This is a genomic window from Sphingomonas aerolata, assembly GCF_003046295.1.
Lineage (GTDB): Bacteria > Pseudomonadota > Alphaproteobacteria > Sphingomonadales > Sphingomonadaceae > Sphingomonas > Sphingomonas aerolata.
The window spans coordinates 1,323,713-1,346,457 of sequence record NZ_PZZN01000001.1; the positions used below are offsets into that span (position 1 = coordinate 1,323,713).

Here is a 22,745-nt window from a genome sequence, read left to right on the forward strand (position 1 = left end):
AGCCATGAAGACGCTGACGCTGCTGCGCCATGCCAAGTCGGGCTGGGACGACACGGTCTCGCGCGATTTCGACCGGCCGCTGAACGCCAAGGGCCGCCGCGCCGCGACGATCATCGGGCGGCAGATGCGCACGCTGTCGCTCGCGTTCGATCATGTCGTCGCCTCGCCCGCGGTCCGTGTCGTCGAGACGCTCGACGAGATCGTCGCGGGCTATGGACGCACGCTGGCGCCCGACTGGGACCGGCGGCTGTATCTGGCGTCGGCGGGGACGATTCTCGACCTCGTCCGCGACCTGCCGCGCGGCGTCGATCGCGCGCTGGTGATCGGGCATAATCCGGGGCTTGAGGATCTCGTCCTGCTGCTGACCCCAGACGTGACCCACCCGTTCCGCGACGCGGTCGAGGACAAATATCCGACCGCAAGTCTCGCCGAGCTGCAGTTCGACATCGACGACTGGGACGATCTGACGAGCGGATCGGCGCGGTTCACCCGCTTCGTGCGGCCACGCGATCTCGATCCGACGCTGGGGCCCGACGCGGACTGACGCGTCGGGCCGGACTCGTCAGCCCTTGCCCTCGAGCTTGGCCTTCAGCCCCGAAAACGCGTTGACCGGCTGATATTCATCCTCGCTGATCACCCCGGCGGCGCGCAGTGCGGCCGCGGCATTGGGGCCGCGGGGAAAGGGATCGAGCGCGAGCGCGAGCGTCTCGGCCGCCGCTTCCCCCAGATCGACCGCACCGCCATCGATCGGCACGGTGTCGAGCGCATCGTCCGACAATTCGATCTCGCCGTCGACCGCGCCGAAATCATCAACGAAGCGCAGCGCGACGGGTTCGTCGATCGTCGCGGTGAGCGGTTCGTCGGTCACCGAACAGGCCTGCACGACCTTTGCCGTCACATGTCCCTTGGCGACGATCCCACTCGTATCGCGTCGGATCGTGAAGTGCGCCTCGAGCAAGTCGACGGACAGGATCGCAAACCGTGCGGCAAGCTTGCGGCGTTCCTCGGGCGTTGCGGCGAAGGTCACGCTGCGATCGCGCTCGCCAATCGTGTCGAGTCGCTCGGGGCGGCTGAATTCGGGGGTCATGGCAGCTCTCCGGCGAGTAAGGTTGATAGCGGGACACCGGCGAGTGCGGCGTGGAAGTCGGTGAGTGCCGTGCGGACATGCGCGAGCGCGGGGGGCGCGGGCGGATCACCGCGATAGAGGTTGCGGACCAGCGGTCCGTCGAGATCACCGGCCGCGAGCCCGTCGCGATAGGCACCAAGCCGCCCGCCGAGCATGCTCATCATCCGGCCGATATGCTTACCGACGATGATGTCGCCGATCCCGAGCTCACGAAGCTGCCCGTCCATGTCGTCGACGAAGCGTTCCGCGAGTCGCGCGGCGGGCTCACCACCCGATGGCTCCGATTCCATCCGCAGCATGACGAGCGCGAGCACCGCGGCGATCATGTCGAAGCGGCCGTCGACCGTGTCGGGCACCTGCCCGTCGCGATACCAGTGCTCCGCGCGCGCGCGCTGCACGACCGCGGTATAAAGTGGCAGCGCCTCGTCGTGCTTCTCGCCCAATAGCCTGCCGAACCAGCCCAAATCCTGTCGCCTTCCCGTCGCCAATGCGCGGCGGCTTGTTTGCCTGCGCAACCTCGCATATCGAGGCGATCCGCGGCCGATGCAATCGTGCTGCCGCCAGTATCGCGTGACCCCGCCCCGGGAGAGTATATGAGCGTCCTTTCATTCCGCCTGACACGCCGTACGGCCAGCGTCGCGGCGCTCGCGCTCGTCGGCCTGACGAGCGCAGGCTGCACGCAGCTTCGCTCGCATCAGGGCTATGTGGTCGATGTCGACCTCGTCAACTCGGTCCAGCCTGGCGTCGACAACCGTCAGTCGGTGCTCCAGACGCTCGGCAAGCCGACGCTCGCGGGACAGTTCGACCAGGGCGACTGGTATTATCTGGCGCGCGACAGCCGCAACCTGGCGTTCCGCAACCCGCGCCCGAACGCGCAGATCACGCTGCAGATCAGCTTCGACCAGCAGGGCACCGTCACCGCGATCCGTCGCGGCGGGCTCGATCAGGTCGCGTCGATCAGCCCCGATGGCAAGACGACGCCGACGCTGGGTCGCCAGCGCGGCTTCTTCCAGGATCTGTTCGGCAATATCGGCTCGGTCGGTGCCCCCGGCACGGGCGGCGGCGGTGGCGCCAATACGGGTACGGGCCGCACGCGGCCCTAACGCTACCGGGCGGTCGCGGACTTTGCAGACTCGTGCCTTCGCGCTAGGGCGCGGGGCATGACCGACGAGCTCCGCACCGCCGCCCTGGAATCCAAAGCCTGGCCGTATGAGGAGGCACGCAAACTCCTCAAGCGCTATCCGCAGGGCAAGCAGGACGCGCCGATCCTGTTCGAGACCGGCTATGGCCCGTCGGGGCTGCCGCATATCGGCACGTTCAACGAGGTGCTGCGCACGACGATGGTGCGCAACGCCTTCCACGCACTGAGCGATACGCCGACGCGGCTGATCGCGTTTTCGGACGACATGGACGGGCTGCGCAAGGTGCCCGACAACGTCCCCAATGGCGACATGCTGCGCGAGCATCTCGGCAAGCCGCTGACGCAGATCCCCGATCCGTTCGGGACGCATTCGAGCTTCGCCGCGCACAACAACGCGATTCTGCGCGAATTTCTCGATCGCTACGGCTTCGATTACGAGTTCGCGTCGTCGACTGACTATTACACGAGCGGTCGCTTCGACGAGGCGCTGAAGGGTGTGTTGCGGCATTTCCAGGGCATCCAGGACGTGATGCTGCCGACGCTCCGCGCCGAGCGCCGCGCGACCTATTCACCGGTGCTGCCGATCTCGCCGACCAGCGGCATCGTGCTGCAGGTGCCGATCGAGGTGATCGATGCCGAGGCCGGGTTGATCGCGTTCGAGGACGAGGGGCAGCGGATCGAGCAGTCGGTGCTCGGCGGCAAGGCCAAGCTGCAGTGGAAGGTCGACTGGGCGATGCGCTGGGTCGCGCTCGGCGTCGATTACGAGATGGCGGGCAAGGACCTGATCGATTCGGTCACGCAGTCGTCGAAGATCGCGCGCGTGCTCGGCGGCCGCCCGCCCGAGGGCTTCAACTACGAGATGTTCCTCGACGAGAATGGCGAGAAGATCTCGAAGTCCAAGGGCAATGGCCTCAGCCTCGACCAGTGGCTGACCTATGGCCCGCAGGAATCGCTGGCGTTCTACGCCTATCGCGAGCCGAAAAAGGCCAAGTCGCTGCACATGGGCGTGATCCCGCGCGCGGTGGACGAATATTGGCAGTTCCGCGGCAATTATGCCGGCCAGGACCTGAAGCAGAAGCTCGGCAACCCCGTGCATCACATCCATGACGGCAAGCTGCCCGAGGGCGAGCTGCCGGTGACGTTCGGGCTGCTGCTCAACCTCGTCGGCGTGATGGGCGATGCGAGCAAGGCGCAGGTCTGGGGCTATCTGGCGAACTATGTCCCCGATGCGTCGGCGGAGAGCTATCCCGAGCTCGACAAGCTGATCGACCATGCGCTGGCGTACGGCCGCGATTTCGTCGCGCCGACGCTCAAGCGGCGTGCACCCGAAGGCGTCGAGATCGCGGCGCTCGAGCGGCTCGATGCCGAACTCGCCGCGCTGCCCGCCGATGGGAGCGCTGAGGATGTGCAGAACATCGTCTACGAGATCGGCAAGACCGGCGGGTTCGAGACCCTGCGCGACTGGTTCAAGGCGCTGTACGAGACGCTGCTCGGGTCCGAACAGGGGCCGCGGATGGGCAGTTTCATCGCGCTGTACGGGATCGACAATTCGCGCAAGCTGATCGCGGAGGCGCTCGCCCGCCCCGCTGCCTGACACTCCTTACGAGGGTATACCCGATGCGCCTGTTCTTCGACGACCGGCAGCGGGCGCATGCGCCGACGCAGGAGCTGCACAATGGCGGCTTCACGACCTATGCGGAGATGCCCGCGCGGGTCGATGCGATCCTAGCGGCGCTGGGGCCGGTCGAGACACCGGCGGACCGCGGCGAGGCAGCGATCCTCGCGGTGCATTCGCCGGCCTATGTCACGTTCCTGAAGGACGCGGCGCGGCTGTGGCGCGAGGCGGGGCGAACGGGCGATGCGATTCCCTATGCGTTTCCGATCCGCGCGCGGCGGCCGCTCGACCTGACGCGGATCGATGCGCTGATCGGGGCGCACAGCTTCGACGCGACGACGCCGATCACCCCCGACAGCTGGGCCGCCTCCTATGGCAGCGCGCAGTCCGCGCTTGCCGCGACGCAGGCGGTGCTGGCGGGCGACCGCGCGGCGTTCGCGCTGTGCCGGCCGCCCGGTCATCATGCGGGTGCGGATTATTGCGGCGGCTATTGCCATCTCAACACCGCGGCGATCGCAGCGCAGGCGGCACGTGATGCGGGCGTCGCGCGCGTCGCGATCCTCGACATCGACTATCATCACGGCAACGGCACGCAGGACATCTTCTACGACCGCGGCGATGTGTTCTACGCCTCGGTCCATGCCGATCCGCGGACCGACTATCCGTTCTTCTGGGGGCATGCGGACGAGACGGGGGACGGCGACGGTCGCGGTGCGACGCTGAACCTGCCTTTGCCCCACGGCACGACGATCGACGCGTTTCGCACGGCGCAGACGACCGCGCTCGACGCGATCGCGGCGTTCGATCCCGGGCTGCTCGTCGTCAGCTTCGGCGCGGATACGTGGGCGGGGGATCCGATCTCGCACTTCGCGCTGACCACGCCCGATTATGCGGTGCTGGCGCGCGATATCGCGGCGCGCGGCTGGCCGACCGCGATCGTGATGGAGGGCGGCTATGCGGTCGATGCGCTCGGCCACAATGTCGACAGCTTCCTGCGGGGATTCTGACATTTCGCAAACGGGTATTGCGGCGGGGACGCCGGCCTATCGCGGGCTGACGCTGGCGATGCTGTTCGCGGGGTTCTCGACCTTCTCGCTGCTTTATTCGGTGCAGCCCTTGCTGCCGTCGTTCGCCGCGCAGTTCGCCCTGAGCGCGGAGGCGGCGTCGCTTGCGGTCTCGCTGGCGACGGGGCCGCTCGCGATCGGAATCCTGTTCGCAGGCCTGGTGTCCGACCGGCTCGGGCGGCGACCGCTGATGATCGCGGCGATGTTCGCGGCGGGTGCGCTGACGCTCGCGACCGCGCTGGTGCCGGGGTGGAGCGGGTTGCTCGTGTTGCGCTTCCTGACCGGGCTCGCGCTCGCTGGGGTGCCGGCGGTGGCGATGGCCTATGTCGCCGAGGAGGTCGATTCGGCGTCGGTAGGCGGTGCGATGGGGCTGTATATCGCGGGCAGCGCGATCGGCGGGATGGGCGGGCGGCTGGTCGCGAGCCTGGTCGCCGATTTCGGCGGCTGGCGGTTCGCGATCGCCGCGGTCGGCATCGCCGGCCTTGCGATGGCCGAGGGGTTTCGCCGGCTTGCTCCGCCGTCGCGCAACTTCCGCCCCAGCGCGGGCCGACCGGCGGCCTTGGCCCGCGATGCGCGTGCGCTGTTCGCCGACCAAGCGATGCCGCTGCTGTATCTCGAGGCGTTCCTGCTGATGGGGGTGTTCGTCACCGTCTATAATTATGCGGGATTCCGGCTGATGGGGCCGCCCTACGGGCTCAGCCAGTCGGCGGTGGGGGCGGTGTTCCTGCTCTATGTGCTGGGGTCGATCAGCTCGGCGCGGTTCGGGACGCTCGCCGGGCGGCTGGGGCGGCGGACGATCTTCTGGGTGCCGGTGGTGGTGCTGATCGCGGGTGTCGCGCTGACCGCGATGCAGCCGCTGGCACTGGTGATCGCCGGCATCGCGGTGGTGACGAGCGGCTTTTTCGGCGCGCATTCGATCGCGAGCGCGTGGGTCGGGCGGCGGGCACAGAGCGTCGCGGGCGGTGGCGCGCGCGGGCAGGCGGCTGCGTTCTATCTGTTCTTCTATTATATGGGGTCGAGCGTGCTGGGCTCGGCGGGCGGGTTCGCGTGGACGCATGCCGGCTGGCCCGGGGTGACGGGCTTTTGCCTGGTCGTCGGCGGTGCGGCGCTGGCGATCGGGCTGAGGCTGCGCGCGGTGCCACCATTGCGGGTCGAGCCGGTGACGGCACCGCGGATGCCGGTGCCCTGAACCTCAGCGCGAGGCGATATCGATCGCGTCGCCCGGCGGCAGCGCGGACAGCGACCGCGCGACCGCGTCGGTGGCATCCATGACGCGGAGCATGTTGCCGCCGGCGAGCCTGGCCATGTCGGCATCGCTCCAGCCGCGCCGTGCGAGTTCGGCGAACAGCAGCGGATAGCCGTCGACGCCGGTCATCCCCTCCGGCCCGGTCCCGTTGATCCCGTCATAATCGCCACCGAGGCCAACATGATCGCGGCCAGCCACCCGCCCGATATGCTCGACATGATCCGCAACGGTCGCGGCGGTGACACGCGGTTCGGGATGGTCCCGGTCCCAGGCGACCAGCGGCGCAGGCGAACGCGCGCCGTAGACGTTGGCGGGCACGCCTGCAGTCTTGGCGAAGGCGGTCCGGTCGGCATCCCAGGCCCGCCACGCGGTCGAGACGAAGGCCGGATAGAAATTGACCATGACGATCCCGCCATTCGCGCCGATCGCAGCGAGCAGGTCGTCGGGAATGTCGCGCGGCGCGTCGGTCAGCGCGCGGGCGCTGGAATGCGAGGCCATCACCGGCGCCCTGGCGGCGGCGAGGACCGCGCGCATCGTCGCGTCGGAGACGTGGCTGACATCGACAATCATCCCGATCCGGTTCATCTCGGCGACGACCGCGTGGCCGAAATCGGTGAGCCCGTTCGCGCGCGGCGCATCGGTCGAACTGTCCGCCCAGTTCAGGCTCCTGCCGTGCGTCAGCGTCATGTAACCGACGCCAAGCGCGCGGTACTGGCGCAGCACGGAGAGGCGCCCGTCGATCTGGTGCCCGCCCTCGACCCCGATCAGCGACGCGATCCGCCCCGCCTTCTCGATCCGACGGATATCGGCGGCGCTGGTCGCGCGTTCGAGCGCGGCAGGGTTGGCGGCGATGAACCGGCGGACGATGTCGATCTGTTCGAGCGTCATCTCGACGGCGCGCGGGCCGGTCGTGTCCGCGGGGATCCATACCGACCAGAATTGCGCGCCGACGCGGCCCTTGCGCAGGCGGGGAATGTCCGTCTGGAGCGGGCGTGTGTCCGCAGCGAGATCGAGCGATTCGACCTTCGCGCCGTGCACGTCGCGGATTTCCCAGGCGAGGTCGTTATGGCCGTCGATGACCGGGGTCTTCTTGAGCACCCGGTCGACACGCGCGGCTATGCGGGGGTCGGGGGCGACGGGCGCCGCGCTTGCCTGCGCGGCGATCAGGAGCAGGGCCGTGATCATGCCGCACCATCGTGCCCGCCGCATCGCACAGCGGCAAGAGGATCAGTCGTCGTCCTCGGGGGGGCCGAGTTCGTTGACCCATTCCTGATTGTGGACGACGGTCGAGCGGACCGGGCGCCCCGCGGCGTCGAGCCAGGGGCGATAGCGAAAGCGCAGCTCGATCAGCCGGCAGGTGGTCGCGTCGAGCACCGCATTGCCGCTCGAACGCGTGATGCTGCACCCGGTGACGCGGCCGGTTGTCTCGACGGTGTAGCGGACACCGACCACGCCGCCCGCGCCGATGATCGCCTCCGCATTGGGGAAGTCCCTGTTCCGGAACCGCCCCTTCAACAGCCGCGGCGGGCTCTCGTCACCGCCATCGCCGTCGCCGTCGCCATAACGGCCGCTGCCGGTACCGTCGCCCTCACCGCCCGCGCTGGTGCCGGGGCCCGGGACCGGGGCGGCGCCGGTCGTCGCTGCACTGCCGACGCCGGGCTTGAGCGCAGCGACGATCGGCGGCGGGATGACGGGCGGGACGATCGGGATCGGGGCGACGAGCTCGGTCGCCTTTGACCGGAGATTGGCGGGTGATGCGGCGCCTTCGGGCCGGTGGCTCTTCGCCGGGCGGGGTACGACTTTTTCCAGCGGCGGGGGCGGGGGCGGCGGGCCGACCGCGAAGGTCTTGAGCGCGTCGGGGATCGCGGACGGGAGGCTGACGCCGAGGCCGAGGATCAGCGCATAGCCCAATGCTGCACACAGGGCAGCGGCGCCGGCGGCGGACAGGATCCGGTCGCGCGGATGGGGTTGGACGCCGTACATGACTGATATCTGGGGAGGATGGCGCGGGGCGGCAAGCGTTCGGGCCGCGGCGCTGTCCGGGGGTTTGGTGGGTGGGGGAGGAGGACGGGCAATATGGGTCCGTCTATCCTCCCCTCCGTCAGGCTATGCCTGCCACCTCCCCCTCGCGGGGGAGGAGGGGCGGCGTCAGAGCTTTTCGGTCAGTTCGGGCACGATCTTGAACAGGTCGCCGACCAGGCCGATGTCCGCGACCTGGAAGATCGGCGCGTCCTCGTCCTTGTTGATCGCGATGATCGTCTTCGAATCCTTCATGCCCGCGAGGTGCTGGATCGCGCCCGAGATGCCGACTGCGACATAGACTTCGGGGGCGACAATCTTGCCCGTCTGGCCGACCTGATAGTCGTTCGGGGCATAGCCCGCATCGACCGCGGCGCGGCTTGCACCGACGCCCGCGCCGAGCTTGTCCGCGAGCGGATCGATCAGCGCGTGGAACTGATCGCTTGAGGCCAGCGCACGGCCGCCCGAAACGATGACCTTCGCGCTGGTCAGTTCGGGACGCTCGTTCTTCGCGATCTCCGCGCCGGCAAAGGTCGACAGACCCTTGTCGCCGGTCGAGGCGACCGCCTCGATCTCGCCCGAGCCGCCCTCGGTCGCGGCCTTTTCGAATGCGGTGCCGCGGACGGTGATGACCTTCTTCGCGTCCGACGACTGGACGGTAGCAATCGCGTTGCCCGCATAGATAGGCCGCGTGAACGTGTCGTCGCTCTCGACCGAGAGGATGTCGCTGATCTGCATGACGTCGAGCAGCGCGGCAACGCGCGGCGCGATATTCTTGCCGTGCGTGGTCGACGGCGCGACGAACGCGTCGTGATGGCCCATCAGCTCGACGATCAGCGGCGCGACGTTTTCGGCGAGCGCGTGCGCGAACGCCGCGTCATCGGCAACGTGCACCTTGCCGACGCCGGCGATCTTGGCAGCCGCAACGGCGACGGCGTCGACCCCCTGCCCTGCGACCAGCAGATGGACTTCGCCGAGCTTGCTCGCGGCAGTGACCGCGGAAAGCGTGGCGTCCTTGACGACCTGACCGTCATGTTCGACCCAAACGAGCGTCTTCACTTTGCGACTCCCATCGTCTTGAGTTTGCCGACGAGCTCATCGACGTCAGCGACCTTGATCCCCGCCGAGCGCTTGGCGGGCTCGACGACCTTCAGCGTGGTCAGCCGCGGCGTCACATCGACACCGAAGTCGGCCGGCGCCTTGGTCGCCATCGGCTTCGACTTGGCCTTCATGATGTTCGGCAGCGACGCATAGCGCGGCTCGTTGAGGCGAAGATCGGTGGTGATGATCGCGGGCAGCTTGAGCGTGTCCGTCTCCGCACCGCCATCGACTTCGCGCGTCACATGGACCGAGCCGTCGGCGATCTCGACCTTCGACGCGAACGTGCCCTGGCCCCAGTTGAGAAGCCCGGCGAGCATCTGCCCGGTCTGGTTGTTGTCGTCGTCGATCGCCTGCTTGCCGAGGATGACGAGGTCGGGCTGTTCTTCCTCGACGATCTTGGCGAGGATCTTGGCGACGCCCAATGGCTCGACCTTGGTCTCGCTGAGGACGAGGATCGCGCGGTCGGCACCCATGGCGAGCGCGGTGCGCAGCGTTTCCTGCGACTTCTGCTCGCCGATCGAGACAACGACGATCTCGGTCACGCCCTTGTCCTTCAGGCGGATCGCTTCCTCGACCGCGATCTCGTCGAACGGGTTCATGCTCATCTTGACGTTCGCCAGATCGACGCCCGTTCCGTCCGCCTTCACGCGAGGCTTCACGTTGTAGTCAAGCACACGCTTGACCGGCACCAGCACCTTCATCAGGATTCCTTCCAAGGTGAATATGTTCGTTTCGCCCGCCGGTTACCGGCTGCGTTGGTGCGACAGATGGCGGTTTCGCGTCGTTTTCGCAAGTGCGGTACGGAAACATCGGATACCGTAGCGTCACGACGACCGCCCCGTCGGACCGGCTGCGATACCAACGAAAAAGGGCCCGGACGTTTCCGTCCGAGCCCCGTTTTTCGCGAAGTCAGTATGCGAGGCCGACAGCGGTTACGCCGCGACCTTCTGCACCTCTGCGACGATCTTCTTGGCGGCGTCGCCAAGGTCGTTCGCCGGGACGATCGCCAGGCCGGAGTTCGCAAGGATCTCCTTGCCCTTCTCGACATTCGTACCCTCGAGGCGGACGACGAGCGGGACCGACAGGTTCACTTCCTTCGCCGCCGCGACGATGCCGTCGGCGATGATGTCGCACTTCATGATGCCGCCGAAGATGTTGACCAGGATGCCCTTCACGTTCGGATCCGCGAGGATGATCTTGAACGCCGCGGTCACCTTCTCCTTGTTGGCGCCACCGCCGACGTCGAGGAAGTTGGCCGGGAACATGCCGTTGAGCTTGATGATGTCCATCGTCGCCATGGCGAGGCCTGCGCCGTTGACCATGCAGCCGATGTCGCCGTCGAGCTTGATATAGGCGAGGTCGTACTTCGACGCCTCGAGCTCGGCGGGATCTTCCTCGGTCTCGTCGCGCAGCTGCAGCAGGTCCTTGTGGCGGAACAGCGCGTTGCCGTCGAACGCGACCTTAGCGTCGAGCACCATCAGCTTGCCGTCGTTGGTGACCGCGAGCGGGTTGATCTCGATTTGCTCGGCATCGGTGCCCATGAACGCGTCATACAGCTTCGACGCGGTGCTTGCGGCCTGCTTGGCGAGATCGCCGGTCAGCTGGAGTGCAGCGGCAACGGCGCGGCCGTGATGCGGCATGAAGCCGGTCGCCTGGTCGATGTCGATTGACTGGATCTTCTCGGGCGTGTCGTGCGCGACCGCTTCGATGTCCATGCCGCCTTCGGTCGAGGCCACCATCATCACCCGGCCGGTGGTGCGGTTGAGCGTCAGCGCGAGGTAGAATTCCTTGTCGATGTCGACGCCGTCGGTGACGTACAGGCGATTGACCTGCTTGCCCGCGTCACCCGTCTGAATGGTGACGAGCGTGTTGCCGAGCATGTCGGTCGCGGCCGCGCGAACCTCGTCCTCGGTCTTGGCGAGGCGGACGCCGCCCTTGGCGTCGGGGCCGAGCTCGACGAACTTGCCCTTGCCGCGGCCGCCGGCGTGGATCTGCGCCTTGACGACGTAGAGCGGCCCGGGGAGCTTCTTCGAGGCCTCGACGGCTTCCTCGACGGTCAGCGCCGCGAAACCGGCGGGGACGGGGACGCCGAACTTGGCCAGCAGTTCCTTGGCCTGGTATTCATGGATGTTCATCGGGAAGGCTCCACGCAATTTTTGGGAAACTCGGGAATTGCCAGCGCGTAAAGCACAGGGCGCGCCGCAAATCCACCCTTAAGGCATTTGCACTTGCGTCTCGTTCGCAATAGAGCGAGGGGATCGCTGATTTTTGGCCATTTTGTGGATGCGCGCCGCGGCGGATCGAAACGCCTGCCGGATCACAAACATTTGCGGAAAAGTAACCCTTTTCGTGCCAGAGTTGAACCATGACAGACCCCGCCTACGACTCGCCTGAGACTCGGACCGGTGAAGAGCCCGGTGGAGAGTTGCGCCGGGCGTTGCGCAAATCCGTCAGGATGCGTGCGCATCTGCGCGACCGCGGCCAGACGCGGTTCGAGATCGAAGTGACCGACCTGTCGCTGTCGGGGTTCCGGGCCGAGACGAGCTTTACGCTCTGGCCGGGGACGGTCGTGTGGCTGACCTTGCCCGGCCTCGCCGCGCTCGAGGCGGTGGTCGCGTGGCGCGACAAGTTCAAATATGGCTGCGCCTTCGCCAAGCCGCTACACCCTGCGGTGTTCGATCACATCGTGGCGCTGTCGCAGCGGTAACCCGGCGACCGCACCACGATCCGACAGCGACGCGCCTCAGTCGAACAGGCTCGAGACGCTAGTTTCATCCGCGATCCGCTTGATCGCCTCGCCGAGCAGCGGTGCGATCTGAAGGTGGCGGATCTTGCCATGCGCGCCCTTGATCACGTCGTGATTGCCGATCGAATCGGTGATGACGAGCTCGCGCAGTTCGGAGCCCTCGACCCGCGCGACCGCGCCGCCCGACAGCACGCCGTGCGTGACATAGGCGACGACGCCCTCGGCGCCCGCCTCCATCAGCGCGGCCGCCGCATTGCACAGCGTACCCGCCGAATCGACGATGTCGTCGACGAGGATGCAGAAGCGGCCCTCGACCTCGCCGATGATGTTCATCACCTCCGATTCGCCTGCGCGCTCGCGACGCTTGTCGACGATCGCGAGCGGCGCGTTGTTGAGCCGCTTGGCGAGCACACGCGCACGCACGACGCCGCCGACGTCGGGGGAGACGACCATCAGGTTCTTGCCCTTGAACCGCGCAAGGATATCCGCGGACATGACCGGCGCCGCATAGAGATTGTCGGTCGGGATATCGAAAAAGCCCTGGATCTGCCCGGCATGGAGATCGACCGAAAGGACGCGGTTGGCGCCCGCGACGGTGATGAGGTTGGCGACGAGCTTGGCCGAGATCGGCGTGCGCGGGCCGGGTTTCCGGTCCTGGCGGGCATAGCCCATATAGGGGATGACCGCGGTGATGCGGCGTGCCGACGCGCGCTTCAACGCGTCGATCATGATGAGCAATTCCATGAGGTTGTCGTTCGCCGGATAGCCGGTCGACTGGATCACGAACACGTCCTCGCCGCGGACATTCTCGTTGATCTCGACGAACACTTCCTCGTCAGCGAAGCGTCGGACGCTGACATCGGTCAGCGGGATTTCGAGATAGGCGGCGATCTCCTGCGCCAGAGGCAGGTTCGAATTGCCGGTCATCAATTTCATCAAAATCGCTCCACGCCCTGTCGCACGCCCCTTAGTCCCGGTGTTTCAATGGGGAAAGGGCCGAAGGGGTTTGCCGGGGCGCGCGCCGCTTCGTACAGCGCAGGGCATGACCGTCATAACCCGTTTCGCCCCCTCGCCCACCGGCCGGCTGCACGTCGGCAACATCCGTACCGCGCTCCACAACTGGATGTTCGCGCGCGCGCAGGGCGGACGCTTCCTGCTGCGGATCGACGACACCGATGCGGCGCGCAGCGAGGAGCGGTTCGTCGACGCAATCCGTAGCGATCTCGACTGGCTGGGGATGACGCCCGATGGCGAGGAACGCCAGTCGGCGCGGTTCGCGCTGTACGAAACGCGGTTCGCGGCGCTGGTCGAGAGCGGGCATATCTATCCGGCGTATGAGAGTGCGCAGGAGCTCGACCTGAAGCGCAAGATCCAGGCGGGACGCGGGTTGCCGCCGATCTATGATCGCGCGGCACTCTCGCTCACCGAGGCGCAGCGTGCGGCGTTCGAGCGCGACGGGGTGGCGCCGCACTGGCGATTCAAGCTCGATCACGACACGCCGATCGCGTGGACCGACCTGATCCGCGGCGAGCAGCATTTCGAGGCGCGGACGATGAGCGACCCGGTGATCCGGCGCGCGGACGGGTCGTGGCTGTACATGCTGCCGTCGGCGATCGACGATGCCGATATGGGCGTGACTCATGTCGTGCGCGGCGAGGATCATGTGTCGAACACCGCGCTTCAGCTGCAGATGTTCGCAGCACTCGGCGCGCCCGCACCGCAGTTTGCGCACGAGGCGCTGCTGACCGGCGCGGAAGGGAAATTGTCCAAGCGGCTGGGCTCGCTCGGCGCGGATCATTTCCGGGACGTCGGGATCGAGCCGCAGGCGGTGCGCGCGCTGCTCGCGCGGATCGGGACGAGCGATCCGGTCGAGCCGATCACCGACGCTGCGCCGCTGATCGCGACGTTCGACTTCGCCCGGTTCGGCCGCGCGCCGGCGCGGTTCGACGAGGGGGAGCTGGCGCAAGTAAATGCGCGGATCCTGCATGCGCTGCCCTTTGCCGACGTCGCCGACCGCCTGCCCGAGGGGATGGGCGAGACCGCATGGGAGGCGGTACGTCCGAACCTGGTGACGCTCGCCGATGCCGCCGACTGGTGGCGGGTGATCGAGGGGCCGGTCGCGGTCGAACCCCTCGGCGGAGACGAGGATGCGGCGTATCTCGACCAGGCGCTGGTCGCTGCCGCGGCGATCGACTGGGCAAGTGACCCCTGGCACGCCCTGACGAGCCAACTGAAGGCGGAGACCGGGCGCAAGGGCAAGGCGCTGTTCCTGCCGCTGCGCCGCGCGCTGACCGGGCGCGATCACGGGCCCGACATGGTCGCGCTGCTGCCGCTAATCGGGCGTGAGCGGGCGCTGGCGCGACTGGCGGCCGCGCGCGCCAGCTGAGGCTTGGCCGGGCGGGCTGAAACCTCGCCGACCGTTGCTGATCCGACCACGTGCAAAACGGCTCCAATCGCGCTTGCGCGGCGTATGTAATGATGTACCATTTCATTCGGCGGTATCGATCGCGCCGCCATCCTCGAGGAGATGCGAAGGAGACGGACGGATGTACGCGGACAGAATGAGCCGGACGGGCGGATTGAATCCCGGAAGCCTGGGCGTCGCTCTGGCGATCAACGGCGTGGTGATCGGGGCGTTGTTTTTTGCGGCGCCGGAACTGGTGCCGTTCACGCCGCCCGACCCGCCACTCACAATCTATATCCCGCACACCCCGCCGCCGCCCACGCCGGTGCCGCCCGCCGATCCGCTGGTCCGCCAGCAGCCGCGCCCCGCGCCGCGGCCCGATGCACCGATCCGGCAGGTGCCGACGCCGGCCACCGAGGGGTTCGAGGTGTTGCCAGACCCCCTGCCCTTCACCCCGCCGATCGACGTCGTCGGCACGGGCACAGGCAGCGTGGCGGTCGATCCGCCCAAGCCGTCGCCCCTGTTCGTCCAGCCGGGCATCGACCCGCGCTATGCTGCGGATTTCCAGCCGGGTTATCCGTCCGAGGAACGCCGGGCCGGGCGCGAGGGGCGAGTCGTCCTGCGCGTGCTGATCGGCGCGGACGGGCGCGTGAAACAGGTCGAGCGGGTCACCGCCACCAGCGATGCCTTTTATCGCGCGACGCTGGACCGGGCGCTGACGAAGTGGCGGTTCAGGCCGGCGACGCGCGACGGGGTCGCGGTCGAGGCGTGGAAGACGATGAACCTGTCGTTCGTGCTGGAAAACTGAGCCGCGGGCGACGACCCTCCGCAAGGATGGGCCTGCAGGTCGGCCCCCCGGGTCGTCGCCCAAGGTACTGGCCTTGGGGGGCCTGCATGCCTATCTTTGCGCGATGGGCTCTTTCAGTCGTTTCTCGCCGGTCCGCGCCTATCGCGACCTCCGCCTGTTCCTCCGGGGCCGGCAGCCGTACGAGCTTGGCTTTCTCGCGCTAGCGATGCTCGTCACGGGCTTCCTGATCTACGCCTTCTCGAAGGACAGCTATGCCGAGCGCGAGTATCGGCCGAACATCGTCTATGTCGAGCAATGGCCCGCGGATCGCACCGATGCGCAGATCGTCGCCCAGCAGAAGATCGACGCGCCGATCAAGGCCGCGCGTCTGGCTGAGCAGAAGAAGCGCGAGGAGGAAACCCGCGCGTCGTTCAAGCGGATGGACGACAAGCTGAAGGCGCTGGGGATCTGACCATCGAATCCGGCCGGTTTGTCGGGGCAGCGCTGGCGCTGGCCGCGCGGGGACGTGGGCGGACGGCACCCAACCCTTGTGTCGGCTGCGTGATCGTCGCGGACGGACGTGTCGTCGGGCGCGGCTGGACGCAAGCAGGCGGTCGGCCGCATGCCGAGGCGATGGCACTGGCGCAGGCGGGCGTGAAGGCGCGGGGAGCCACGGCCTATGTGACGCTCGAGCCCTGTGCGCATGAATCACCGCGCGGGCCGGCGTGCAGCGATCTGCTGATCGCGGCCGGCGTGGCGCGGGTCGTCGCGGCGCTGGAAGATCCCGATCCCCGGACGGCGGGGCGTGGGTTCGCGCGGTTGCGCGACGCCGGGATCCGCGTCGAGACGGGTGTGCGCGCCGCCGAGGCGCGACGGTCGATGGCGGGGTTCCTCATGCGACTCGCCCGCGGCCGGCCGCATGTCACGCTGAAGCTCGCGACCTCGCTCGACGGCTGTATCGCGATGGCGGACGGGTCGAGCCGCTGGATCACCGGGCCACAGGCGCGCGCGCATGCGCATCTCGAACGGAGCCGGCACGATTCTATACTGGTCGGGCGCGGGACGTTGGAGGCAGATGCGCCGCGACTCGACGTGCGACTGGCCGGGCTCGAATCGCGGGCACCGCTCCGCGTGCTGCTGTCGCGGACGGCGCCTGATGCGGACGCGGGGTGGCACGTCATCGCCGATCCGCAGGATATTGCGGCCCTGCCCGGCGACCATCTGCTGGTCGAGGGCGGCGCGGCCGTAGCGTCGACGTTCCTTGCCGCGGACCTGGTCGATCGGCTGCTGCTGTACCGCGCGCCGATCCTGATCGGCGGCGGCCGGCATTCCATTGGCGATATTGGTCTCGGCGATCTTTCCAGCGCGCATGGGCGCTGGTCGATCGTCGAGTCACGGCAACTTGGCAGCGACCGAGTCGAGGTCTACGAGCGCGAGCGAAACGAGGGATAATGTTTACCGGAATCGTCACCGACATCGGCAAAATCACCAGCGTGGCGCAGCAGGGCGACACGCGCGTGGTCATCGCGACCACCTATGATCCCGCCACGATCGACCTGGGCGCGTCGATCGCGTGTTCGGGTGTCTGCCTGACCGTGGTCGACAAGTCCGCGGGCGGCGACGGACCGCACTGGTTCGCGGTCGACGTCTCGGGCGAGACGATCAGCCGCACCGCGCGCGATCAGTGGACGCAAGGTCGCCCGCTGAACCTCGAACGCGCGATGAAGCTCGGCGAGGAACTGGGCGGGCATATCGTCACCGGCCATGTCGACGGGCTCGGCACGGTGGTGTCGGTGGTCGAGGAAGGCGGCTCGCACCGCGTCACCGTCCGCGCCGGCGCGGACATCGCGCCGTTCATCGCCGCCAAGGGATCGGTCACGATCGACGGCGTGTCGCTGACCGTCAACACCGTCCGCGACGTCGACGGCCCTGATGGGCAGAAGGCGGTCGAGTTCGGGCTGAACATCATCCCGCATACCTGGGGCGTCACCACGCTCGGGACGATCGAGACCGACCGGACGGTCAATATCGAGATCGACGTCCTTGCCCGCTATCTCCAACGGATGGAGCATTACCGTGTCAATGCCAGCTGAACGCAGCGCCGAACTCGGGCGCCTGAAGCATGGATATCTGTCGAGCCCCGAAGAGATCATCGACGAGGCGCGCAACGGCCGGATGTTCATCCTGGTCGATGACGAGGACCGCGAGAACGAGGGCGACCTGGTCATCCCCGCGCAGATGGCGACGCCCGAGAAGATCAACTTCATGGCGAAGTTCGGTCGCGGCCTGATCTGTCTCGCGCTGACCAAGACGCGGACCGAAGAGCTCGGACTCGAGTTGATGAGCCGCAACAACGGCACGCGGCACGAGACCGCGTTCACTGTGTCGATCGAGGCGCTCGAAGGCGTGACGACGGGCATCTCGGCGGCGGATCGCGCGCGGACGATCGCGGTGGCGATCGATGCGACCAAGCAGAAGGCGGACATCGTCACCCCCGGCCATGTCTTCCCGCTGGTCGCACGCGACGGCGGCGTGCTGATCCGCGCCGGCCATACCGAGGCGGCGGTCGACGTCGCGCGGCTGGCCGGATTGAACCCCTCGGGCGTGATCTGCGAGATCATGAACGAGGACGGGACGATGGCGCGGATGGACGACCTCGTCACCTTCGCGCAGTTCCACAATATCAAGATCGGCACGATCCGCGACCTAATCGCCTATCGCCGCCGCTACGACCATCTGGTCGAGAAGCGCGCCGAGGCCAGGTTCACGTCCGAATGGGGCGGCGACTGGACCGCGCTGACCTTCTGGAACAAGGCGACGGGCACCGAGCAGGTCGCGCTGGTCAAAGGCCGGATCGACCCGGCAAAGCCGACGCTCGTCCGGATGCATGCGCTGTCGCCGTTCGCCGACATCTTCGGCGAATCGGGCGATCGCGGCCGGATCCTCGCCCGGTCGATGCAGATGATCGCCGACGAGGGCGCGGGCGTGATCGTCGTCATCAACCGGCCGCGCGGCAACGCGTTCACCTCCGCCGTGCTGAAGAAGGCGGGCGCGGAGATCACCCCGGACATGGAGGAGCTGCGCGACTACGGCGTCGGCGCGATGATCCTGACCGAGCTCGGCGTCCATGACATGGTGCTGATCACCAACACCCACCACACGCTGGTCGGGCTCGACGGCTATGGCCTGTCGATTGTCGGCGAACGCCCGATCGCTCCCCTCGACACCGAAAAGGCTCCCAACTGATGGCGCATATCCTGATCGTCGAAGCGCGGTTCTACGACCATCTGAATGACCTGCTGATCGAAGGCGCGCGCGCGGCGATCGAGGCGGCGGGGCACAGCCATGAGACGATCACCGTCCCCGGCGCGCTCGAGGTCCCCGGCGCGATCGCGCTGGCGGCCGAAAGCGAGACCTATGACGGCTATGTCGCGCTGGGCGTCGTGATCCGCGGCGAAACCTATCATTTCGAGATCGTCGCGGGCGAGAGCGCGCGCGGGATCATGGCGCTGACGATGGACGGCCTGCCGATCGGCAACGGCATCCTGACCACCGAGAACGAGGCGCAGGCGCTCACCCGCGCCCGCCCGACCGAGGGCGACAAGGGCGGCGGCGCGGCGAAAGCAGCGCTGGCGATGCTGGCGCTGAAGGACCGCTTCGTCGCGTAGGATGCGTGGGCGTTCGGACGTCCGCCCTCATCTACCCACGATCGCCCTGATCATTCCTCGGGAGTGTCGCGCAGGGCGGCCTCGACCTCTTCGGCAGTAATTCCGAACGCGGCGGCCAGCGCGGCGATCGACGCGCCGCGGGCGGCGAGCGTGCGGATGCGGGCGGGGTCGACGATCGTCGTATAGCCGCGCGTATCGCGTTCGGTCTTCGTCTCCTCGCCGCTGCGCGCACGCGCGCCCGAGCGGCGGCGCTTGGCGATCTTGAGCGCTTCCTCGTCATTGGCGGGCGGTGCGTCGAGGCGCGCGCGGATCCGCTGCGCTTCCTCGACCCGGCGGGCTTCGCGCGCACGTTCCCGGTCCTGCGAGAGCGCATCGCGTTGCGCGGCGCGCGCTTCGGCGCGTTGATCGGTCGCGGCGAGGCGGTCCTGGGCACGCTGTTCCCGCTCGCGGGCACGCTCTTCGGCGCGGCGGGCCGCGCGATCCGCGGTGCCGGGCAGCAACGGGCCCGGACCGCGGTCGTTCAGCGGCCAGGCCGATGCGGGGCTGGATTTGGGGGGCGATTTCGGCGGGCCCCAGCCGTCGGTCATGTCATGTCCTGTCGTCACCGGTGCGCCGCGCACGACGCGAAAGCCGCGCTGCTATGCGATGGCGTCACCGGTGACAATCAGGCGGTCGGCTTAGGCGGGCACGGTTTCCAGCGCCGGATAGTCGATATAGCCCTCGGGGCCCTGGCTGTACCAGGTCTTCGGGTTATCCTGCGCCAGCGGTGCGCCGGTGCGCAGGCGCTCGGGCAGGTCGGGGTTCGCGATGAACGTCCGCCCGAAGCTGATCGCATCGGCATCGCCCTTGTCGAGCTCGGCCTGCGCCTTTTCCAGCGTGTCGTAATCCGAGTTCACGACAAGCACGCCCTTGAAGACCTTGCGGATCGCCGGGCTGAGCTTCGGCACGTCGGTCTTGCCGAAGGTGCCATCGGGGCCGGGCTCGCGTAGTTCGAGGAAGGCGATGCCGAGATCGGACAGCGCCTTGGCAGCGGCGGTGAACAGCGGCTCGGGATTGCTATCGTCGACGCCCTGTGAATCACCGTTGGGCGAGAGACGGACGCTGGTACGATCCGCGCCGGCGACCGAGATCACGCGCTCGGTGACTTCACGAAGCAGGCGAATGCGGTTCTCGATGCTGCCACCATAGTCATCGGTGCGGCTGTTCGCGTTGTCGCGCAGGAACTGGTCGATCAGATAGCCGTTCGCGGCGTGGATCTGGACACCGTCGAACCCGGCCTCGAGCGCGTTCTTCGTCGCGAGCTCATAGTCGTTCAGCAGCCGCGGGATCTCGTTCAGCTCGAGCGGACGCGCGACCTCGAAATCCTTCTTGCCCTCGAACGTGTGCGCCTGGCCTTCGGTCTTGGTGGCGGACGACGAGACGGGCTGGCCGCCGATCACCGAGGAATGAACCTGGCGGCCCATGTGCCAGAGCTGCGCGATGATGCGGCCGCCGGCGGCGTGCACGGCTGCGGTGACGGGCTTCCACGCCTCGACCTGCGCCTGTGTCCACAGGCCCGGCGCGAACGGCCAGCCCAGGCCTTCGCGGCTGATGCCGGTGGCTTCCGAGATGATCAGGCCGGCGCTGGCGCGCTGCGTGTAATAGTCGACCATGAGGTCGGACGGGACGGCATCCTTGTCCGAACGCCCGCGGGTGAGCGGCGCCATGAGGATGCGGTTGGGCGCTTCGACGGCGCCGAGCGTGATGGGATCGAAAAGGCTTGGCATGGGGGCTCCTTAATGCCTGACGGGGGCAAGATAGGACGCTACAGCGCGGCATGCATCGCCCCGCCCCGCAAAGAATATCTAGCGTGCCCGAAACGCCGACGGCGACGACGACCGGCGCCCCCGGCACGCTCGCGTTCGGCGCGCTGTTGATCGCCAATGTCGCGCTCGCATTCGGGCCGTGGTTCGTCCGCGCGACCGAAGTCGGACCGGTGGCGGCAGGGTTCTGGCGGCTGACGCTGGCGGTGCCGTTTCTCGTCCTGCTCGCAGCGCAGCAGGGCGCGCGACCGACGCGGCTCGGGCGCGGCGTCTGGATCGGGCTGATCGCGGGCGGCGTGTGCTTCGCCGCGGATCTCGGCAGCTGGCATCTCGGCATCCTGCGCACCACGCTCGCCAATGCGACGCTGTTCGGCAATGCGGCGACGCTGATGTTCCCGATCTACGGGTTCCTCGTCGCGCGGACCTGGCCGACGCGGACGCAGGGCTGGGCGTTGATGCTCGCCGCGGCAGGCGCGGCGCTGCTGCTCGGGCGCTCCTATCAGCTCGATACGAAGAATCTGGCGGGTGACCTGCTCTGCATCCTCGCGGGGCTGCTCTACACGGTGTATTTCATCCTGATGGCGCGCGCGCGGACGACGCTTGCCCCCTTGTCCGCACTGGTGCTGTCGACCCTGGCGGGCATCGTGCCGCTGCTGGTGTTCGCGCTGGCGATGGGCGAGCGGATCGTACCGGCGCAGTGGGGGCCGCTGATCGGGCTCGCGCTGTGCAGCCAGGTGCTGGGGCAGGGGTTGATGATCTATGCGCTCGGGCGGTTTTCGCCGCTGGTGATCGGCATCGCGCTGCTGATCCAGCCGGTCGTCGCGGGAACGGTCGGCTGGCTGGTCTATGGCGAGCGGCTCGGCCTGCCCGATCTGGTCGGCGTGGTGATGGTCGCGATCGCGCTGGTGCTGGTCCGCCGGACCCCGGCCGATCGCCCCCCTATTGAAGAGGCGCTCGACACGCCTGATCTTGGACGGCAGGAGACGGTATGACCCAAGACCTCACGCTCGACGAAATCCGTTCGCTGCTCGCCCCCGGCATCGCCGCCAATGCGGCATTCGACGGGTGGAGCGACGCGGCGCGCGACATGGCGGCGGACGCGGCGGGCATCGACCGCGACGTCGCCGCGCTCGCCTTCGAACATGGGCCGGTCGACATGATCGACGCCTGGTTCGCCGATATTGACGTCGCGATGCTCGAAAGCGTGCCACCCGAACGGTTGTCGGCGATGAAGATCCGCGCCCGGATCGCCGCGCTGGTCGAGGCCCGGTTGCAGGCGACCGCCGCCGACCGCGAATCGCTGCGCCGCGCGCTGGCGATCCTCGCCCTGCCGCAGAATCTGACAAAGGCGGGTCGGCTCGGCTGGCGGACGGTCGACACGATCTGGCGCGCCGCGGGCGACGTCGCGACCGATTATAATCATTATACCAAGCGGACGATCCTGCTCGGCGTCTATGCCGCGACCGTCACCGTCTTCCTCGACGACGACAGCGAGGGGTTTGCCGAGACGCGGGCGTTTCTCAGCCGGCGGATCGACGGCATCATGCGGTTCGAAACCGCAAAGTCGGGCTTTCTCAAGCGGACAGAGCATGGCTTCAGCCTGTCGCGGTTCGTCGGGCGGTTGCGCTATCCGGTGGCGTGAGCCGGTCGCGGCGCGCCGTCACGCGGCGATGGAATGCACGCAATCTGCGTCAAGTGCGCGTGCCGGGGCTTCCCTTGGCGATCCGTTACTGATAATCAGTCGCATCATGGACACTCGCCCCGATCGTTCCGTCAGTCTCGAAACGCTGCCCCGCAAGCAGCATGGCATCGTCGCTGCGATCGACTGGGCCAGACTGGCAGGCCCGGAGGCACGCCGGTTGCGCGAACTCGGCTTTGACGAGGGTGTCGATGTCGAGGTTCTTCACCGCGCGACGCTGGGCCAGGGTCCGATTGCCTGCCGGATCGGCCGGATGACCGTCGCATTGCGGCGTGCGGTCGCAGGTGCGATTCGCGTATCACCCACGCCAGCCGCCGCAGAATAATC

Annotated in this window: 27 protein-coding genes; 16 read left to right on the forward strand and 11 right to left on the reverse strand. The window is 67.8% G+C overall.

What is annotated here, in order from left to right:
* The first annotated feature begins 4 nt into the window (after positions 1-4).
* A complete protein-coding gene (locus C8J24_RS06145) occupies positions 5-544 on the forward strand; it encodes a SixA phosphatase family protein (protein ID WP_031396398.1) in 540 nt (179 codons plus the stop codon).
* An 18-nt stretch (positions 545-562) separates the two neighbouring features.
* Here the strand turns inward: C8J24_RS06145 and C8J24_RS06150 are convergent, their stop codons facing one another.
* Positions 563-1,087 carry a YceD family protein gene (locus C8J24_RS06150; RefSeq protein ID WP_107931005.1) on the reverse strand — a complete coding sequence of 175 codons (525 nt, stop codon included), beginning with the start codon at positions 1,085-1,087 and terminating at the stop codon, positions 563-565.
* Positions 1,084-1,590 carry a ubiquinol-cytochrome C chaperone family protein gene (locus tag C8J24_RS06155; protein ID WP_107931007.1) on the reverse strand — a complete coding sequence of 169 codons (507 nt, stop codon included), beginning with the start codon at positions 1,588-1,590 and terminating at the stop codon, positions 1,084-1,086. Before C8J24_RS06155 ends, C8J24_RS06150 begins: the two co-directional genes overlap by 4 nt.
* A 129-nt stretch (positions 1,591-1,719) precedes the next feature.
* On the opposite strand from C8J24_RS06155, the gene C8J24_RS06160 reads away from it, so the two are divergent.
* The 4 genes from C8J24_RS06160 to C8J24_RS06175 are packed head-to-tail and all read left to right on the forward strand — an operon-like array spanning position 1,720 to position 6,135.
* On the forward strand, positions 1,720-2,229 hold the full coding sequence (locus C8J24_RS06160; protein ID WP_031396395.1) for an outer membrane protein assembly factor BamE: 510 nt from the start codon (positions 1,720-1,722) through the stop codon (positions 2,227-2,229).
* 57 nt (positions 2,230-2,286) lie between these two features.
* Positions 2,287-3,861 (forward strand): lysine--tRNA ligase, encoded by a 1,575-nt coding sequence (locus C8J24_RS06165; protein ID WP_107931009.1) that lies wholly within the window; start codon positions 2,287-2,289, stop codon positions 3,859-3,861.
* 23 nt (positions 3,862-3,884) lie between these two features.
* Positions 3,885-4,889 carry a histone deacetylase family protein gene (locus C8J24_RS06170; protein WP_107931011.1) on the forward strand — a complete coding sequence of 335 codons (1,005 nt, stop codon included), beginning with the start codon at positions 3,885-3,887 and terminating at the stop codon, positions 4,887-4,889.
* On the forward strand, positions 4,861-6,135 hold the full coding sequence (locus tag C8J24_RS06175) for an MFS transporter (protein WP_107931474.1): 1,275 nt from the start codon (positions 4,861-4,863) through the stop codon (positions 6,133-6,135). The genes C8J24_RS06170 and C8J24_RS06175 overlap by 29 nt, the downstream gene beginning before the upstream one ends.
* Positions 6,136-6,138: 3 nt before the next feature.
* Here C8J24_RS06175 and C8J24_RS06180 read toward each other — a convergent pair whose 3' ends face one another.
* From C8J24_RS06180 to C8J24_RS17280, 6 genes are all read right to left on the reverse strand, one after another.
* Positions 6,139-7,377: a dipeptidase gene (locus C8J24_RS06180; RefSeq protein ID WP_107931013.1), complete on the reverse strand. Its 1,239-nt coding sequence runs from the start codon at positions 7,375-7,377 to the stop codon at positions 6,139-6,141.
* 42 nt (positions 7,378-7,419) lie between these two features.
* Positions 7,420-8,175 (reverse strand): energy transducer TonB, encoded by a 756-nt coding sequence (locus C8J24_RS06185; protein ID WP_107931015.1) that lies wholly within the window; start codon positions 8,173-8,175, stop codon positions 7,420-7,422.
* A 165-nt stretch (positions 8,176-8,340) separates the two neighbouring features.
* Complete coding sequence (locus C8J24_RS06190; protein WP_107931017.1) at positions 8,341-9,270, reverse strand: electron transfer flavoprotein subunit alpha/FixB family protein; 930 nt, start codon at positions 9,268-9,270, stop codon at positions 8,341-8,343.
* On the reverse strand, positions 9,267-10,013 hold the full coding sequence (locus C8J24_RS06195; RefSeq protein ID WP_031393439.1) for an electron transfer flavoprotein subunit beta/FixA family protein: 747 nt from the start codon (positions 10,011-10,013) through the stop codon (positions 9,267-9,269). The genes C8J24_RS06190 and C8J24_RS06195 overlap by 4 nt, the downstream gene beginning before the upstream one ends.
* 231 nt (positions 10,014-10,244) lie before the next feature.
* Positions 10,245-11,447, reverse strand: a complete 1,203-nt coding sequence (gene sucC, locus C8J24_RS06200) for an ADP-forming succinate--CoA ligase subunit beta (RefSeq protein WP_031393438.1) — start codon at positions 11,445-11,447, stop codon at positions 10,245-10,247.
* Positions 11,434-11,679, reverse strand: coding sequence for a hypothetical protein (locus C8J24_RS17280; protein WP_146163641.1), 246 nt, complete (start codon positions 11,677-11,679; stop codon positions 11,434-11,436). The genes sucC and C8J24_RS17280 overlap by 14 nt, the downstream gene beginning before the upstream one ends.
* Here C8J24_RS17280 and C8J24_RS06205 point away from each other — a divergent pair.
* Positions 11,678-12,019, forward strand: a complete 342-nt coding sequence (locus C8J24_RS06205) for a PilZ domain-containing protein (protein ID WP_042466950.1) — start codon at positions 11,678-11,680, stop codon at positions 12,017-12,019. The genes C8J24_RS17280 and C8J24_RS06205 overlap by 2 nt on opposite strands.
* A gap of 36 nt (positions 12,020-12,055) precedes the next feature.
* Here C8J24_RS06205 and C8J24_RS06210 read toward each other — a convergent pair whose 3' ends face one another.
* Positions 12,056-12,994 (reverse strand): ribose-phosphate pyrophosphokinase, encoded by a 939-nt coding sequence (locus C8J24_RS06210; protein WP_056406689.1) that lies wholly within the window; start codon positions 12,992-12,994, stop codon positions 12,056-12,058.
* 106 nt (positions 12,995-13,100) lie between these two features.
* Here C8J24_RS06210 and gltX point away from each other — a divergent pair, with 106 nt between their 5' ends.
* The 7 genes from gltX (at position 13,101) to ribH (ending at position 18,917) form a co-directional block, all read left to right on the forward strand.
* The gene (gene gltX / locus C8J24_RS06215; RefSeq protein WP_107931019.1) at positions 13,101-14,444 is read left to right on the forward strand and encodes a glutamate--tRNA ligase; all 1,344 of its coding nucleotides are present in this window, start codon (positions 13,101-13,103) and stop codon (positions 14,442-14,444) included.
* Between the two features lie 160 nt (positions 14,445-14,604).
* A complete protein-coding gene (locus C8J24_RS06220; protein WP_107931021.1) occupies positions 14,605-15,270 on the forward strand; it encodes an energy transducer TonB in 666 nt (221 codons plus the stop codon).
* 103 nt (positions 15,271-15,373) lie between these two features.
* Positions 15,374-15,721: a hypothetical protein gene (locus C8J24_RS06225; RefSeq protein ID WP_031396092.1), complete on the forward strand. Its 348-nt coding sequence runs from the start codon at positions 15,374-15,376 to the stop codon at positions 15,719-15,721.
* Positions 15,718-16,701 carry a bifunctional diaminohydroxyphosphoribosylaminopyrimidine deaminase/5-amino-6-(5-phosphoribosylamino)uracil reductase RibD gene (gene ribD, locus C8J24_RS06230; protein ID WP_420894098.1) on the forward strand — a complete coding sequence of 328 codons (984 nt, stop codon included), beginning with the start codon at positions 15,718-15,720 and terminating at the stop codon, positions 16,699-16,701. Before C8J24_RS06225 ends, ribD begins: the two co-directional genes overlap by 4 nt.
* Entirely contained in the window at positions 16,701-17,342 is a 642-nt protein-coding gene (locus C8J24_RS06235) for a riboflavin synthase (RefSeq protein WP_107931026.1), read from the forward strand. The genes ribD and C8J24_RS06235 overlap by 1 nt, the downstream gene beginning before the upstream one ends.
* Entirely contained in the window at positions 17,332-18,495 is a 1,164-nt protein-coding gene (gene ribB, locus C8J24_RS06240; protein ID WP_031440487.1) for a 3,4-dihydroxy-2-butanone-4-phosphate synthase, read from the forward strand. Before C8J24_RS06235 ends, ribB begins: the two co-directional genes overlap by 11 nt.
* Complete coding sequence (gene ribH / locus C8J24_RS06245) at positions 18,495-18,917, forward strand: 6,7-dimethyl-8-ribityllumazine synthase (RefSeq protein WP_031440486.1); 423 nt, start codon at positions 18,495-18,497, stop codon at positions 18,915-18,917. The genes ribB and ribH overlap by 1 nt, the downstream gene beginning before the upstream one ends.
* A gap of 50 nt (positions 18,918-18,967) precedes the next feature.
* Here ribH and C8J24_RS06250 read toward each other — a convergent pair whose 3' ends face one another.
* Together C8J24_RS06250 and C8J24_RS06255 are read right to left on the reverse strand one after the other, a co-directional pair.
* A complete protein-coding gene (locus C8J24_RS06250; protein ID WP_236701578.1) occupies positions 18,968-19,504 on the reverse strand; it encodes a hypothetical protein in 537 nt (178 codons plus the stop codon).
* Positions 19,505-19,594: 90 nt separating this feature from the next.
* On the reverse strand, positions 19,595-20,683 hold the full coding sequence (locus C8J24_RS06255; protein WP_107931028.1) for an alkene reductase: 1,089 nt from the start codon (positions 20,681-20,683) through the stop codon (positions 19,595-19,597).
* A gap of 50 nt (positions 20,684-20,733) precedes the next feature.
* Here C8J24_RS06255 and C8J24_RS06260 point away from each other — a divergent pair, with 50 nt between their 5' ends.
* The 3 genes from C8J24_RS06260 (at position 20,734) to C8J24_RS06270 (ending at position 22,743) form a co-directional block, all read left to right on the forward strand.
* On the forward strand, positions 20,734-21,711 hold the full coding sequence (locus tag C8J24_RS06260; protein ID WP_107931030.1) for a DMT family transporter: 978 nt from the start codon (positions 20,734-20,736) through the stop codon (positions 21,709-21,711).
* The gene (locus C8J24_RS06265) at positions 21,708-22,361 is read left to right on the forward strand and encodes a COQ9 family protein (RefSeq protein WP_107931032.1); all 654 of its coding nucleotides are present in this window, start codon (positions 21,708-21,710) and stop codon (positions 22,359-22,361) included. The genes C8J24_RS06260 and C8J24_RS06265 overlap by 4 nt, the downstream gene beginning before the upstream one ends.
* 106 nt (positions 22,362-22,467) lie before the next feature.
* Positions 22,468-22,743 carry a FeoA family protein gene (locus C8J24_RS06270; protein ID WP_031394931.1) on the forward strand — a complete coding sequence of 92 codons (276 nt, stop codon included), beginning with the start codon at positions 22,468-22,470 and terminating at the stop codon, positions 22,741-22,743.
* Positions 22,744-22,745: the final 2 nt, after the last annotated feature.

What these genes read in the sequence shown, in the direction of transcription:
- C8J24_RS06145 (WP_031396398.1), top strand. Translation starts at nt 5, where the DNA reads ATGAAGACGCTGACGCTGCTGCGCCATGCCAAGTCGGGCTGGGACGAC.
- C8J24_RS06150 (WP_107931005.1), bottom strand. Translation starts at nt 1,087, where the DNA reads ATGACCCCCGAATTCAGCCGCCCCGAGCGACTCGACACGATTGGCGAG.
- C8J24_RS06160 (WP_031396395.1), top strand. Translation starts at nt 1,720, where the DNA reads ATGAGCGTCCTTTCATTCCGCCTGACACGCCGTACGGCCAGCGTCGCG.
- C8J24_RS06165 (WP_107931009.1), top strand. Translation starts at nt 2,287, where the DNA reads ATGACCGACGAGCTCCGCACCGCCGCCCTGGAATCCAAAGCCTGGCCG.
- C8J24_RS06170 (WP_107931011.1), top strand. Translation starts at nt 3,885, where the DNA reads ATGCGCCTGTTCTTCGACGACCGGCAGCGGGCGCATGCGCCGACGCAG.
- C8J24_RS06175 (WP_107931474.1), top strand. Translation starts at nt 4,861, where the DNA reads ATGTCGACAGCTTCCTGCGGGGATTCTGACATTTCGCAAACGGGTATT.
- C8J24_RS06180 (WP_107931013.1), bottom strand. Translation starts at nt 7,377, where the DNA reads ATGATCACGGCCCTGCTCCTGATCGCCGCGCAGGCAAGCGCGGCGCCC.
- C8J24_RS06185 (WP_107931015.1), bottom strand. Translation starts at nt 8,175, where the DNA reads ATGTACGGCGTCCAACCCCATCCGCGCGACCGGATCCTGTCCGCCGCC.
- C8J24_RS06195 (WP_031393439.1), bottom strand. Translation starts at nt 10,013, where the DNA reads ATGAAGGTGCTGGTGCCGGTCAAGCGTGTGCTTGACTACAACGTGAAG.
- sucC (WP_031393438.1), bottom strand. Translation starts at nt 11,447, where the DNA reads ATGAACATCCATGAATACCAGGCCAAGGAACTGCTGGCCAAGTTCGGC.
- C8J24_RS06205 (WP_042466950.1), top strand. Translation starts at nt 11,678, where the DNA reads ATGACAGACCCCGCCTACGACTCGCCTGAGACTCGGACCGGTGAAGAG.
- C8J24_RS17280 (WP_146163641.1), bottom strand. Translation starts at nt 11,679, where the DNA reads ATGGTTCAACTCTGGCACGAAAAGGGTTACTTTTCCGCAAATGTTTGT.
- C8J24_RS06210 (WP_056406689.1), bottom strand. Translation starts at nt 12,994, where the DNA reads ATGAAATTGATGACCGGCAATTCGAACCTGCCTCTGGCGCAGGAGATC.
- gltX (WP_107931019.1), top strand. Translation starts at nt 13,101, where the DNA reads ATGACCGTCATAACCCGTTTCGCCCCCTCGCCCACCGGCCGGCTGCAC.
- C8J24_RS06220 (WP_107931021.1), top strand. Translation starts at nt 14,605, where the DNA reads ATGTACGCGGACAGAATGAGCCGGACGGGCGGATTGAATCCCGGAAGC.
- C8J24_RS06225 (WP_031396092.1), top strand. Translation starts at nt 15,374, where the DNA reads ATGGGCTCTTTCAGTCGTTTCTCGCCGGTCCGCGCCTATCGCGACCTC.
- C8J24_RS06235 (WP_107931026.1), top strand. Translation starts at nt 16,701, where the DNA reads ATGTTTACCGGAATCGTCACCGACATCGGCAAAATCACCAGCGTGGCG.
- ribB (WP_031440487.1), top strand. Translation starts at nt 17,332, where the DNA reads ATGCCAGCTGAACGCAGCGCCGAACTCGGGCGCCTGAAGCATGGATAT.
- ribH (WP_031440486.1), top strand. Translation starts at nt 18,495, where the DNA reads ATGGCGCATATCCTGATCGTCGAAGCGCGGTTCTACGACCATCTGAAT.
- C8J24_RS06250 (WP_236701578.1), bottom strand. Translation starts at nt 19,504, where the DNA reads ATGACCGACGGCTGGGGCCCGCCGAAATCGCCCCCCAAATCCAGCCCC.
- C8J24_RS06255 (WP_107931028.1), bottom strand. Translation starts at nt 20,683, where the DNA reads ATGCCAAGCCTTTTCGATCCCATCACGCTCGGCGCCGTCGAAGCGCCC.
- C8J24_RS06260 (WP_107931030.1), top strand. Translation starts at nt 20,734, where the DNA reads ATGCATCGCCCCGCCCCGCAAAGAATATCTAGCGTGCCCGAAACGCCG.
- C8J24_RS06265 (WP_107931032.1), top strand. Translation starts at nt 21,708, where the DNA reads ATGACCCAAGACCTCACGCTCGACGAAATCCGTTCGCTGCTCGCCCCC.
- C8J24_RS06270 (WP_031394931.1), top strand. Translation starts at nt 22,468, where the DNA reads ATGGACACTCGCCCCGATCGTTCCGTCAGTCTCGAAACGCTGCCCCGC.